Annotated in this window: 13 protein-coding genes; 5 read left to right on the top strand and 8 right to left on the bottom strand. The window is 38.3% G+C overall.

What is annotated here, in order from left to right:
• Positions 1 to 8: 8 nt before the first annotated feature.
• Positions 9 to 329 carry a thioredoxin family protein gene (locus OLD84_RS04080; protein ID WP_209461841.1) on the bottom strand — a complete coding sequence of 107 codons (321 nt, stop codon included), beginning with the start codon at positions 327 to 329 and terminating at the stop codon, positions 9 to 11.
• A gap of 70 nt (positions 330 to 399) precedes the next feature.
• Positions 400 to 1,215, bottom strand: a complete 816-nt coding sequence (locus OLD84_RS04075) for a DUF368 domain-containing protein (RefSeq protein ID WP_209461840.1) — start codon at positions 1,213 to 1,215, stop codon at positions 400 to 402.
• A 183-nt stretch (positions 1,216 to 1,398) separates the two neighbouring features.
• Here OLD84_RS04075 and OLD84_RS04070 point away from each other — a divergent pair, with 183 nt between their 5' ends.
• The 5 genes from OLD84_RS04070 (at position 1,399) to OLD84_RS04045 (ending at position 5,837) form a co-directional block, all read left to right on the top strand.
• Complete coding sequence (locus OLD84_RS04070; RefSeq protein WP_209461839.1) at positions 1,399 to 1,539, top strand: YfhE family protein; 141 nt, start codon at positions 1,399 to 1,401, stop codon at positions 1,537 to 1,539.
• A 215-nt stretch (positions 1,540 to 1,754) separates the two neighbouring features.
• Entirely contained in the window at positions 1,755 to 2,183 is a 429-nt protein-coding gene (locus OLD84_RS04065; RefSeq protein ID WP_209461838.1) for a DUF4064 domain-containing protein, read from the top strand.
• Between the two features lie 146 nt (positions 2,184 to 2,329).
• Positions 2,330 to 3,256, top strand: coding sequence for an ABC transporter ATP-binding protein (locus OLD84_RS04060; protein ID WP_209461837.1), 927 nt, complete (start codon positions 2,330 to 2,332; stop codon positions 3,254 to 3,256).
• A complete protein-coding gene (locus OLD84_RS04055; RefSeq protein ID WP_209461836.1) occupies positions 3,249 to 4,214 on the top strand; it encodes an ABC transporter permease in 966 nt (321 codons plus the stop codon). The genes OLD84_RS04060 and OLD84_RS04055 overlap by 8 nt, the downstream gene beginning before the upstream one ends.
• Positions 4,215 to 5,213: 999 nt before the next feature.
• Positions 5,214 to 5,837, top strand: a complete 624-nt coding sequence (locus OLD84_RS04045) for a DUF3298 and DUF4163 domain-containing protein (protein ID WP_209461900.1) — start codon at positions 5,214 to 5,216, stop codon at positions 5,835 to 5,837.
• Between the two features lie 59 nt (positions 5,838 to 5,896).
• Here OLD84_RS04045 and treR read toward each other — a convergent pair whose 3' ends face one another.
• The 6 genes from treR to OLD84_RS04015 all read right to left on the bottom strand — a co-directional run bounded on the left by treR (position 5,897) and on the right by OLD84_RS04015 (position 14,357).
• The gene (gene treR / locus OLD84_RS04040) at positions 5,897 to 6,616 is read right to left on the bottom strand and encodes a trehalose operon repressor (RefSeq protein WP_209461835.1); all 720 of its coding nucleotides are present in this window, start codon (positions 6,614 to 6,616) and stop codon (positions 5,897 to 5,899) included.
• A 9-nt stretch (positions 6,617 to 6,625) separates the two neighbouring features.
• A complete protein-coding gene (gene treC / locus OLD84_RS04035; RefSeq protein WP_209461899.1) occupies positions 6,626 to 8,287 on the bottom strand; it encodes an alpha,alpha-phosphotrehalase in 1,662 nt (553 codons plus the stop codon).
• A gap of 22 nt (positions 8,288 to 8,309) precedes the next feature.
• Positions 8,310 to 10,235, bottom strand: coding sequence for a PTS system trehalose-specific EIIBC component (gene treP, locus OLD84_RS04030; protein ID WP_209461834.1), 1,926 nt, complete (start codon positions 10,233 to 10,235; stop codon positions 8,310 to 8,312).
• Between the two features lie 199 nt (positions 10,236 to 10,434).
• Complete coding sequence (typA, locus tag OLD84_RS04025) at positions 10,435 to 12,264, bottom strand: translational GTPase TypA (RefSeq protein ID WP_209461833.1); 1,830 nt, start codon at positions 12,262 to 12,264, stop codon at positions 10,435 to 10,437.
• Positions 12,265 to 12,342: 78 nt separating this feature from the next.
• Positions 12,343 to 13,674: a sensor histidine kinase gene (locus tag OLD84_RS04020; RefSeq protein ID WP_209461832.1), complete on the bottom strand. Its 1,332-nt coding sequence runs from the start codon at positions 13,672 to 13,674 to the stop codon at positions 12,343 to 12,345.
• Positions 13,671 to 14,357 carry a response regulator transcription factor gene (locus OLD84_RS04015; protein ID WP_209461831.1) on the bottom strand — a complete coding sequence of 229 codons (687 nt, stop codon included), beginning with the start codon at positions 14,355 to 14,357 and terminating at the stop codon, positions 13,671 to 13,673. The genes OLD84_RS04020 and OLD84_RS04015 overlap by 4 nt, the downstream gene beginning before the upstream one ends.
• Between the last annotated feature and the right edge of the window lie 51 nt (positions 14,358 to 14,408).

Here is a 14,408-nt window from a genome sequence, read left to right as displayed (position 1 = left end):
TCCTAAAGTTATCCTAATTGTTGCTGCAGAAATTCCGTTACAGATTCAGGTGACTTCGTGTAGGCACTATGCTGATGTGCTTTTTTCTCACCTTCCTGGAAAATTAAAATGCTTGGAATTCCCATTACTTCATATTTCTCAGCAATCCCTTTTACCTCGTCGCTATTTATTTCAAACCATTGATAATTCTTAAATTCTTCCATAACGTCCCCAATAAACATATCCATCCGCTTGCAATCTGGACACCAATCAGCAAAGAATTTTATGATAACTGGCTCTTCACTATTAATTACTTCATTAAATTTATCTTCCGTGTTTATCTGTTCCATTTCTTAACACCCCTTTATAAACTTGTGCCTCTATTGTAACGATTCTTTCAATACATGTCTTATGATCTGCTTATTCCTGGTATTCCACTTTCCCCAGAATATAGGCTACAAATAAACCTACAGCAAATGCTACGATACTTGCCAACATTAACGTCATACTCGTCGACCATCCAGGGAATACGATGGAAATAGACCCAATAACCGATCCTATAATAATAGAAAATGTCGCAGTATAATAGTTCGTTAAAAAGAAATTAATGATCTTACTCATCACGATAATTCCAAGCGCAATACCTATTCCCGTTACGATGATGATATCAAGTTGAAGCTCGCTAATTGCGGCTATTATTGTTTTATAAATCCCGATGACCAATAAAATAAATGCCCCACTAATCCCTGGTAAAACCATCGCCGCACTAGCAAGAAATCCAGAGAAAAATAATAAAATATAGGTGGACATCGTTACATTTTCAATAACCGCACTTTCATTTGGATTAAAGAAACCCAATAGCCCAATAATAATAACAGCTATTATTAATAATATGACATGCTTCGATTTAAATGTATGTTTCGCATCAGCTTTTTGAAATAAATAGGGAAGCACACCGATAATTAAGCCTAAGAAGAAAAATTGTGTTGGACCTGGATATTGTTCAAACAACCAATCGATTACTTTTGCCAGCGTAAATATAGCGATTACTACTCCCATTCCCAACGGAACTAAAAATCCAATATGCTTCTTCCAATCTTTACTGACAAACCCATTAATAGAAGCAATTAAACGTTCGTATATCCCGAGTAATACCGCAATGGTCCCACCACTTACGCCCGGAATCATATCACTGGCCCCCATTATTAAACCACGATAAAGATTTTTCCACTCCATATTAAAATTCTCCCTTATTGTAAAAGCAATTCAATTCAATTATATAAACATAAAATTAATTATACCAAACTATGATTGCATTTTATATGATATTTTTTACCTCATTTATGTTTTAGGTTGTATATAAAGGGAACATCTAATATAGAACCTTCATTAATCTATAAAAGGAAAGGATAGTCAATAATGGCAAAATCACAGTACCAACCAGCGGGTAATAATCAACAACTTTCAGATGCACAGGAAGTACATTATTCAAGAGAATTTAAAAGAGCTGATGCGGCTGGCGGCTATCGAAAGCAACAAGTCCGTGAAGCAAAACAATAAAAATCCAGATTCACTCAAATAATTAAATGAAAAACACCTTGCTACTTTCGGCAGGGTGTTTTTCATTTATAGAGCCAAACGATTATTCAACAAAAACCAGGGCGTGCCGTCACTGTTGGCATCACCGATATAATAATGTTTTGAAAAGTGCGTATAAGTGTGTTAACTTAAGATTGGTTTTGTTAATTTTGCAATCCTAAAGGAGGGTTTTATTTTTGAAACGTACAGGTGAAATTGTATTGGGGATTATCGGGGCTTTGGTTTATGGCTTTTTTGGTATCATTGGTGGATTTATGCTCTGGATGCAAAATAATGAAGAGTTGTTACAACAGTCTTTAGAAGAGGTGCCGCAAGAAGGAGGGGCTGAATTATCTGCAGATGAATTTAGTGCTTTCATAGAACAAATGGGAAGCAGTGGAATGATGATGCTTATCGTCTCCATTGTTGCTATCATCTTAGGCATAATTGCGCTTATATTCCTGAAAGGGAACAAAAAACCAAAAGCAGCGGGTATTATTTTTATCGCAACAGCCGTTATTGCCGTCTTTCTCGTTGGCATCGTCGGAATATTTAGCGGACTTTTCTATTTAATCGCTGGAATTATGTGCCTTGCCAGGAAGCCAAAGGCACCAATTGAAGCCTAGCATAGCCACATACAAATACTCCCCACATCAACCGCAATGGGGAGCTATTTTTTCCTTCTCTTTATGCTACTATTAAAAATTAATGAACTATTTCACATTTTTACTCAGAAGGTAGAGTGGGATTCGAAAAATGGAGGTATTACATAATGTCAGAAACAGCCATGGAATTAATTGATCTGAAAAAAACGATCGGCAAGAAAGAGATTATTAAGGGACTGTCATTTAAAATTAACAAAGGTGAAGTGTTTGGATTTATTGGACCAAATGGAGCAGGTAAAACGACTACGATCCGAATGATGGTTGGTTTAATGCAAGTAACCGATGGAGATGTACAGATTTTAGGTAACAGTATCAAAAACGATTTTAAAGAAGCCATTAAAGAAGTCGGAGCCATCGTAGAAAATCCAGAGATGTATCCGTTCATGACCGGAGAACAGAACTTGAAACATTATGCCAGAATGATTCCTGGCATATCAAAGGAACGTGTGCAAGAGGTTATTGCACTAGTAGGGCTTGAGAAAGTGGTTAAGGAAAAAGTAGGCAGATACTCTTTAGGCATGCGTCAACGGTTAGGTATTGCCCAAGCACTTTTACATAAACCATCCGTATTAATTTTAGACGAACCTACAAATGGCCTGGATCCTGCTGGGATTAAGGAAATTCGTCAATACATTCGCCGTTTAGCATCCGCAGAGGGCGTTGCAGTCATTATCTCCAGTCACCTTTTATCTGAAATCGAATTAATGTGTGACCGGATTGGTATTATTAAAAATGGGGAGCTTGTTGCAACACAATCCGTGAATGATTCAACAGATGCCGAGCAACAGCGACTCAGTCAAATAAAATTAGAAGTAACACCTGCTGACAAAGCAATGGAGCTATTAACATCTCACCATGATATCAACGCGGAAATTTCGAATGAATCCCTTTCCTTTCAATTGGAAAAGGAAAAAATTCCTATGATCATAGAAACCTTAGTAAAACACGATGTTTCTATTTATCAAGTCGGAGCTTCAAATGCGACATTAGAAGATAAATTCTTTGATCTGATTGGAGAGAATATAATTGAGTAATTTTTTTAGCCTTATTTATAATGAACTATCGAAAATATATATACTAAAATCAACATGGATTATGTATATTGCACTCGCCTTATTAATCATTGGCGGTGCAGCGCTCACAAGTGTATTTGATAATACTGGCGAAGCCCATGAGACAGATGATTGGCGAGAAGTTTTACAAGAAGAGAATGAAGAAATCCAACAACAAATGGAAGAAAATGATCCTGAAAGTGGGGTTTACGTAACAGCCAATCCAAACCAGATTGAAAGAAACAATTATCACCTAGAAAATGATATTGAACCAATTGGATATGGGGCATGGCAATATGTTCAAGAAAACCAAGGTTTACTTTCTATTGTTAGCTTACTAACCATTATTGTAGCTGCAGGTATTATAGCTAATGAATTTAGATGGGGCACCATTAAATTATTACTGATTCGACCATTATCACGTACAAAAATACTCGCATCTAAATATGTCTCCGTCCTTTTATTTGCGTTATTTACGCTTTTATTTGTATTATTATTTTCCTGGATAACCGGCGCATTATTCTTTGGCTTGGAAGGAGCAAACCCTTATGTTGTCCAGAACCAAGGTGGAAGTTATGAATATGTATCCGTGATTATGGAGATCGTTTCCAGCTATGGTTATGGTCTGGTTAATTTAGTCATGATGGCAACATTTGCTTTTATGATTTCAAGTGTTTTCCGGAATAGTGCATTAGCAATTGGAATCGCTGTTTTCCTCATGATGGCTGGAAATATGATTGCTGCTTTTTTCGCGGATTATGCCTGGGGGAAATATATCTTGTTCGCGAACACTGATTTAAGTCAATATGCAAACAGCAACACACCATGGATAGAAGATATGACCTTAGGCTTTTCCATTACTGTTTTATGCGTGTACTATGTTGTTTTTATCCTTTTATCGTGGGTGTTTTTTACAAAAAGAGATGTAGCAGGACAATGACCGTTGCATATATATAGTTCTTAGGATAGAAATAATTTCAAATGCATACTATAATAGTAGTAAAGAGTGGTATAGAAACTTGTACCTTTAACTACTGGGGTGTTATACGTGAAGCGTTATTTAACAGCATTTTTCTTACTGTTAAGCGGTGTAATTCTAATAGTTGGATTACAATTCAGCATCTACTGGAGCGGAATTGTTACTTGGGGATTAGCCTTAATCTGCTTATTACTTGCAGCATATTACTCAAGATATATTCCAAATGATGACAAAAAAAGTAAAAAGTCCTAAATACAAGGAGATTACCATAAAAGGTAGTCTTCTTTTATTTTGGTTGTTTTCTAAAAGATTGTTGCTTTTGACGCAAAATCTATAAAAGACGAAGTAACTTGAAATTTAGGTTGATGCTTTTTAAACCGCTGCGGAAATACACTCCGCTTTCCGCGGGTGACCCGTGAGCCTCCTCGAACTCCGTTCTGCGGGGTCTCACTCTGGCCACTGTTCCCGCAGGAGTCTCCGTGTATTTCCTTCGCTGGAAAGATGCTTTTCAACTTCATCAAAATTGCTTGATTATATACTAAACAGAACATAGCCATGCACTATTATGATGGTTGATTGGAGCGGAGGACCGTTGACTCCTGCGGGAACAATGGTTTTCGGTGGGGCGAGCATTTACGCGCAGCCCCAGCACGAGTCTGAAGACCCCGCAGAGTGGTCTTCTCGAGGAGGCTGAAGCCGTGCCCGCGGAAAGCAACGGTCCGCAGCGGAAAGGAACCCAGCGGTCTGTCGTCTTTTATATCAAATGTGAATTTTTGAAAGCAACAACACTGACAAAAAGAACATTTATTTTGACTAAATAATTGCATGCGATATTCAGTCTAACATACCGTTAATTCTGGAAGTGACTAGGCATCGTTCTGATAATTTGGTTTGGCACAAGGACATTATCCTAATTTCCGCATAGAATACTACCGAGAATGGAGAAAAGGAATGATAAACATGCCTACGCCAGCATTACCTGTTTCAATTCAAACAATGGTAATCGAGCAACAAGGTTCCACCATTTATTACCCGCAAGTAGAAGGTTTACAAAATGCAGATGTACAGCAATCCATCAACCAAATGATTGTTCAACTGATGCAACTTTTAGTTCAGCAGCAGTATCACCAACAAGGAACGGATAACTTCACAGAAATGATCGGGACTTTTGAGATCAAAACGAATGAACGTAATGTCCTTAGTCTATCCTTAACGAATTATGCATACGCGTATCAACATGCACATGGTCTAACACTTATCAAGTCCTTGACATTTGACACTGAAATTGGAAGAAGCTACACACTCCAAGACTTATTTAAGTCAGGGAGTGATTATGTAGATGTCCTTTCCACGTTCGTCCAAAAACAAATCAATGAACGGGATATTCCGATTTTAAATAACTTTTCAACAATATCGCCCGACCAGGATTTCTATATCGCTGACAAATCGCTGGTGCTTTATTTCCAACTTTATGAAATCACACCCTACTATATAGGGCTTCCAATGTTCCCAATTTCCGTTTTTGACTTACAGGACATCATTGTTGAAGATGGACCACTTGGACGAATGGCAATGAACAATTAATAATAGGGACAGTCTCCACCACGTTAGCTCATTAATGTGGCGAGGACTGTCCCCTTAACTTATTTGTTTTGTATTCTTCTTGCAAAATCAACAAAACGAAACTTGTCCGGTCGATGCCTGGACTCTGTGTATTGAAATAAGCTAGCGTCCTCCAAATACACCAAACTCCTAATGACAACAACATTGGTGAATCCATCTAGATCCAATAGCTCTCTATCCTCATCTGTAGGTTCTTCTACCGTGATTTCTTTATTTCCAAAACTGATCACAAGTTCTAATTCATCCTCTATATATCGATAAATGGAATCCTCACATATTTCCTCAGAAAGCATTGGAACATACTTTTCAACAAAAAAATCATTGTCCACTATAACTTTTTCGCCTGAAATTTCACGGACACGAACTACCTTCCAAATTCGCTCCCTATTCAGGGTGTTTAATTTCGTCTGCATTTCGTTACCTTGTTCCAGAAATGCTCTTGCATGTACAAATGTTTTCGTCGATAGTTGCTGGTTTTCTGCAATCTCTTTAAAACTTACAATCCCAGATACCGGGAAATCAAGTGTATTTACATCGATAACAACAGAACCTTTACCACGGATTTTTTGAATATAACCATTTTGCGCCAATAGGTTGAGTGCTTTTCGAATCGTTTCACGCGATGTTTGATACATATCGGTTAATTCATTTTCCGACGGTAGCATCGTTGACTTAGCCCATGTATTGGATTCAATTTTCTTTACTAGCTCATGATAAATGGTTAAATACTTCTTCTGCATTTCCATACCTCATTCGTTCACATAATACACAATGGATTCATATGCTCGTAACGTCATATCTTCAGATGGTTTTATGGAGTCTGGATAATTCGATAGTAAAACTTCGACATGAGCTGCTTTACCCAGAGCAAGATTGACTGTGGTCTCTTCTCCATAAAAATTGCTTACAACTACTAATGTTCTACCTTGCCAATTACGTGTATATGCGAAAATTTGCGGATCACTCTCATATAACATTTGAAAGTCCCCGTACGTTATAATATCATACTTTTTCCGCAAGCTGATTAACTCCTGATAGTGAGTAAAGATTGAATTCGGCTCCTCCACTACCTTTTCCACATTAATTTCTGGATAATTAGCTGCGACTGGTATCCAAGGCGTCGCAGTGGTGAACCCCGCGTTATCTTCTGCTGACCATTGCATAGGTGTTCTAGCATTATCACGTGATTTCTGTTTTAGAATATCAATTATTTCCCGGTCCGACTTTCCATCAGCTTGTAGATTTTTGTAAGCATTTAACGATTCCACGTCGCGATAGGATTCAATTGAATTAAAATTCGGATTCGTCATTCCTATTTCTTCCCCCTGATAAATATAGGGAGTTCCATTCATCATGTGCAAGGTTGTCGCAAGCATTTTCGCTGATTGATTATGGAATTTATCCTCATCGCCAAAACGAGAAACAACACGTGGCTGATCATGGTTACACCAAAACAGCGCATTCCAGCCATTCCCTTCATGCATACCAGTCTGCCACTTCGATAGAATATGTTTCAATTCAAGAAAGTCAAACGGTGCTTTTGTCCATTTTTCTCCATCTGGATAATCTACCTTCAAATGATGGAATTGAAATGTCATATCAAGTTCCTGTCGCTCAGGCCTAGTATACAGCACGCAATTTTCCAATGTTGTGGAGGACATCTCACCAACTGTCATCAGCTTATAGGGTGACAAAATGGACTGATTCATTTCATTTAAAAATTCATGAATTCGTGGGCCATCTGTATAGAACTTTCGACCATCACCAGTATCATCACTTGGAAAGCGCTGATCCTTCGAAATCAAATTAATGACATCCAAACGGAATCCATCAATGCCTTTTTCGGCCCAAAATCGCATCATATCATAGAGTTTTTCTCTTAACTGAGGGTTTTCCCAGTTTAGATCTGCCTGTGTTCGATCGAATAAGTGTAAATAATATTGATCGGTTTTATCATCATACTCCCAAGCAGATCCGCCAAATTTAGATTGCCAATTACTAGGTTCTTCGCCTTCAACTGCATCTTTCCAAATATAGAAATCTCGAAATTCATTATCTTTCGATGCAGAAGCCTGCTTAAACCATTCATGTTCAGTCGACGTATGATTAATCACTAGGTCCATAATCAGCTTCATACCGCGCTTATGCGTCTCATCTAACAACGCTTCGAAGTCACTCATGGTTCCATAGGTTGGCTCAATCGAGAAGTAATCGCTAATATCATAACCATTATCTTTCTGTGGCGATTGATAAACAGGTGTCAACCAAATGACGTCGACACCTAGTTTTTTAATATAATCCAATTTGTTAATAATTCCTTGAATATCACCAATCCCATTACCTGTCGTATCGTTAAAGCTTTTGGGATAAATTTGATACACTACTGCTTTCTTCCACCAAGCCTCATTCATCATTTAGCACCCACCCTACTAGTTAATTTTCGTTCACTTTTCGTTTTGCAATCAAGTACGTAATAATAAATGGTACGACGATTACAATTGCCATTCCAATCAAGAATGCTCCCCAACCATCTGGAACGATGGATAGAATACCCGGGACTCCTCCGACACCAATGGATGTTGCCAGAACATTTTGCATCGTGATAAATGCACCAGCGATTGAGGAACCAATTATCGCAGCAACAAACGGATACTTATATGGTAAGTTAACACCAAACATCGCTGGTTCTGTAATACCGAGCCATGCTGATATACCTGATGTTCCTGACAGCCCTTTTAACTTCTCTTCTCTAGCAGCAAACATTATCGCAAACGCTGCGGCTCCTTGTGCAATATTGGATAAAGCAAGAATGGGCCATAAGAAGGTAGTATCAGTAGCACCAATCAACTGAAGATCGACTGCAAGGAAAGTATGATGCATTCCTGTAATAACCAACGGACCATAAACAGCGCCATAAATAAGACCACCAAGGACTGCATATGATTCAAATATGGCTACCAAACCATCTGTTATCCAATTACCTATTCCAAACATAACTGGCCCGATAATAATAAATGTTAAGAAACCGGTAACCAATAAAGCAATTGGTGCAACCACTAATAATTGCAACGCATCCATAACACGTTTTCTAAGGAATATTTCTATTTTTGCTAGTACCCATGAAGCAAATAATACAGGCAATACCTGTCCTTGATAACCAATCTTATCAACTTCTAAACCAAATAAATTCCATGTCGGTACCGTTCCCTCTTCTACTGCAGCACCATAATCCCATGCATTAAGTAAAGCAGGGTGTACCATGATTAAGCCAAGAACAACACCGAGTAATTCGTTTCCGCCAAACCGCTTCACTGCAGACCAACCAATTAATGCTGGCAGGAAGGTGAAGGCGGTATTGGCAATAACATCAATCATATCCGCTATTCCAGCCCATTGTGGGTACATCTCAATAACAGATGGTGAATCTGTACCAAATATACCTGGATTTGCTAAAATATTATTGATCCCCATGAGCAAACCAGCCATGACGATAGCAGGTAAGATTGGGATGAATATGTCAGCTAAGACCTTAATACCACGCTGCAATGGATTTTGTTTTTCACCACTTGCTGCTTTTACATCCTCTTTTGTCGATTCACCTATACCACTATTTTTAACCATTGCTTTATAAACCTTATCAACCGTACCTTGTCCAATTATGACCTGAAACTGACCATTTGTTGAAAAAGAGCCCTTTACAATATCCATATTTTCTATAGCTTCTTTATCTACTGAATCTTCATCAGATAAAGCAAACCGTAGACGCGTCACACAATGTGTCGCAGCATGTATATTATCCGCTCCGCCTACAGCTGCAACAATGTCATCTGCCTCCTGGCCATACTCTATCGATGATTTAACGTTATCTTTCTCAGGTTCCTTCTCTTCGCTCTTGATTCCCGTTTGAAAAAGGACGGTTTCACCTGCAACAAGCTTCGTTTCGTTCGTTTTTTCAAAACGTTCAAGTGCATCACCATTTGTTATAATGATTGGCGTTATAGCGCTAGCCGCTTTTTCCTTAATATACGCCAAATCAAACGTTACTAATGGATCACCTGCTTTCACTTGATCTCCCTGTTTTATATGTGCCTCAAACCCTTCACCATCAAGGGTAACTGTTTCTAGTCCAATGTGTATTAACACTTCAACACCAGAATTACCCCGCAAGCCAATTGCATGCTTCGTGGGAAATAATTGTACGATTTCTCCATCAAATGGAGCAACTACCTTTCCAACACTTGGTTCTATTGCTAAACCATCACCCATCATTTTTTGTGAAAATGTAGGATCTGGTACATTGTCGAGTGGAATGACTTCCCCGCTAAGCGGCGCGTAAATCATTTCTTCCTTTATAGCCATATGTGTGCCTCCATCAATTGATATCTTTATCAAAAACTTGTATATACATGTTACATAAAATATTATATCTTGTATATACAAGATAAGCAAGGGCTTACATTATTTTTTACTGATTGGTATTTATTGTTATTCCCTAATAGTTGCAAACGTAGACAAAAAAATCAGCAAAAGCATTACGCATGCTTTTGCTGATTTAGATTTAACTTGATTTAGATTTTTTTGAAGCTTTTTCGCGTTCGTTTTTGTCTAATATTTTCTTACGCAAGCGAATGGATTCTGGTGTTACTTCACAATATTCATCGTCATCCAAGTATTGAATGGATTGTTCCAATGACATTTCTTGTGTTTTTCGGATCGTAGATGTTTGGTCTTTGTTGGCAGAACGAATATTCGTCAAATGCTTTTCTTTAGTAATATTAACGGTAAGGTCGTTCTCGCGACTATGCTCGCCTACAATCATACCCGCATAAATTTCTCTTCCTGGATCAACAAAAATAGTACCACGGTCTTCAAGTTGCATAATTCCGTATGTGGTTGCTTTACCTTGCTCCAAACCTACAAGAACACCTTCACGTCTACCGCCAACGTCCCCTTTTACAACAGGGGCATAAGAATCAAACGTATGATTTATAATTCCATACCCATGCGTTTGTGTCATAAACTCAGTTGTATAACCAAGTAGACCACGAGAAGGTATTTTAAACTCCAGACGAACTTGTCCAGTACCATGATTGATCATGTCGAGCATTTCGCCTTTTCGATCACCAAGAGACTCCATAACCGGACCAGTATAGTCTTCTGGTACGTCTATTTGAACACGCTCCATTGGTTCGCATTTCTCTCCATCAATTTCTTTGATAATGACTTGTGGCTTCGAAAGTTGTAATTCAAATCCTTCTCTGCGCATATTTTCTATCAAGATGGATAAGTGTAGCTCCCCACGACCAGAAACGATCCATGCATCAGGGGATTCTGTTGGATCAACGCGAAGGCTCACATCTGTTTCAAGCTGTTTCAGCAAGCGTTCTTCAATTCGTCTAGATGTTATATACTTTCCTTCTTTTCCTGCAAAAGGGCTATTATTCACTAAGAATGTCATTTGTAATGTTGGCTCATCAATTCGCAAAATGGGTAATGCGTCTGGATGATCTTGCGGGCAAATGGTCTCCCCAACGTTAAGATCTTCCAACCCTGAAACGGCAACAATGTCCCCAGATTTTGCTTCTTGAATTTCAATTCTTTTCAGTCCTGTAAAGCCAAATAATTTACTAATACGGAATGACTTTTGGGTACCATCTTTTTTCATAACCGTTACTTGCTGACCGACACGGATAGACCCGCGAACGATACGACCAACACCTATACGTCCAACATAATCATTGTAATCAAGCAATGTTACCTGAAGCTGTAAGGGTTCATCTGTTGTATCTACCGGTGCAGGAATATGATCTAAAATGGTCTTGAAAACTGGATCCATTGTTTCTTCCTGCTGATCTGGTTCCTCGCTTGACGTACCATTTAAAGCAGATGCATAAACGACTGGGAATTCCAACTGTTCATCATCAGCTCCAAGTTCGATAAATAAATCCAGAACCTCATCAATTACTTCTGATGGCCTTGCATTCGGGCGGTCAATTTTATTTAGAACAACAATTGGTGTCAGCTTTTGCTCTAATGCTTTCATTAACACAAAACGCGTTTGCGGCATTGTTCCTTCATAAGCATCTACAACTAAAGCGACACCATCCACCATTTTCATAATTCGTTCCACTTCACCACCGAAATCTGCGTGGCCAGGCGTGTCTAATATGTTAATCGTAGTATCTTTATAGTTAATTGCCGTGTTTTTTGCCAAAATAGTGATCCCACGTTCTTTTTCAATATCACCAGTGTCCATGGCTCGCTCATCTACCTGCTCGTTTTCACGGAAAGTTCCTGAGTATTTTAACAGCTGATCCACAAGTGTGGTTTTGCCGTGGTCAACGTGGGCAATAATGGCAATATTACGAATATCTTCTCTCAATTGCATAACGGACGCTCCTCTATTATTACGGATGATTAAAACCATCCTAGTATCTCATAAAATTACCTATAATGCAAAATTGAATTAATCTGGAAAAATAACTTCGAATTTTGCTCCACCAATTTCAGACTTAGCAAGTCTAATTTTTCCACCAGATTGTTCAATAATTGCACGTGCAATAGCCAACCCTAAACCAGTTTCCCCATTTTTACCTTTTACAAACCTGTGAAAAATATGCGGAATCAAGTCTTCTGGAATCCCTTCTCCATCGTCTTCAATTGTCATTACAATCATTTGATTTCTTTTATACACGTTAAGATTAACTTGTGAATTAGCGTGTCGTATTCCGTTGATTGTCAAATTCAATAATGCCCTTAGTAATTTTTCTTCATCTGCAACTAAAGTAGAATCAACTTCTACATTCTGATGGAAGTCTATACCTTTTTCACTCACCAATGGTAACATCCGGTCCGCAACTTGGTCGATCAATATCGGAATATTTATTTCAGCTGATTCATAGGCAGTTGGCTCACTATCCAATTTAGCTAATAAAATCATTTCATTAATGATCGTCTTTAATCGACTGACTTCTGCCATCATTATTTCCAAACCTTTTTCTTGATCCTTTTCTTCAAAAACATGATCCCTAATACCTTCTGCATAGCCTTGTATCGTCATGAGTGGCGTTTTTAATTCATGACTCGCGTTTTGAAAGAAAGTTTGCTGGGTGTGCATGTATCGCCTGAGTTCTTCAGCCATTTCATATACGCTTTGCTCGACTTCTTTAATCTCCCCTGTTGCCTTAATACGTTCTATATCATCAAATTGCCGCTTCTCTATCTTTTTTAGTTGCCATTTTAATTGTGTAAGTGGTGTTACTAATTTAGTGGTTAAAAATGTACTAAGTAATACAGCCGCTATTGCACCGATTAGAAACACAAGAAGTAAACGTGTAACGAAATCCTGTTGTACAGCTTGTAAATCATTCATTGGGGTTAACAGAATTAACTCGAGCCCTGTGCCTTCTGGTTGAAACACAATCCTTGATGTCACATAATTGTGATTCCCAAATTCCCAGAGGTTTTCTGTATTTTCGGCAAAACTATTATTTTGCCGAAAACCATCTACGATACGATCTGGCATCGTCGAAGAAAGCACCGTATCTTGAAATCGATCATACAAGAAAAGATGTAAATCCTGGTCTTGTAAGAACTCATTTGTTTGTTGGATCTCTTCCCTTGTTCCATATGAATCAGTCAGCACACTGACAAGCGTCTCCCCTGTTTGCTCCAAATGTCGACGTTCATCCTCAATCAACAAGTCCAAAATAAGGGAGTAGATGACATATCCTGTAACACTCATAATAACAATTAACAGCGTTGTAAACGCAATATTCAACTGATATTGAAGTTTCATTTATTGACCTCTTCATGTCGCAAACGGTATCCATAACCCCATATTGTTTCTAATTGTAACGTTGCAAATTTCTTTCGGATCCGTTTCACCAAATCATCTACAGCTCGGTCACTTCCGAAGTAATCATCCCCCCATACCCTTTCTAATAAGTCCTCTCGTGAAAATGCTCGATTGGTATTTTCAGCGAAAAGCACTAATATATCAAATTCCTTTGTCGTTACATCTTGTTCAAGCCCATCCCAAAACACCCGTCGATCATTCTTATGCATTACTAATTGATCCACTTTGACTTTTTCCTGTACCAGTTCTTCCGCTGTTGCGATAGAACGTTTAAATAATCGCTTTACACGAGCGATTAATTCTCTTGGACTGAATGGTTTAGTAAGGTAATCATCTCCACCTAATTCAAGTCCCAGAATCTTATCTATCTCCTCATCCTTTGCAGAGATGATAATAATGGGTACATCACTTTCATTTCTTATTTTTTTACAAAATTCATACCCGTCCATACCTGGAAGCATGAGATCTAAAATCCACATATCAGGCGGGTTTATTTCCCATTCACCCCATGCCTTTTCGGCAGACCCCAGAACCGTAACTGTGAAACCTTCTTTTTTTAAGTACGCTGTTACTATATTTTGTATATTCGTGTCATCTTCTACAACTCCAATATGATAACCCATTTGCACATTCACCTTTTCCCGATTTAAATAATTATATTTAGTTTAACAAAT

This window comes from Virgibacillus natechei, assembly GCF_026013645.1.
Taxonomy (GTDB): Bacteria; Bacillota; Bacilli; order Bacillales; family Amphibacillaceae; genus Virgibacillus_L; species Virgibacillus_L natechei.
Note: the sequence above shows the minus strand (reverse complement) of the source record. Positions and strands in the feature narration are given on the sequence as shown.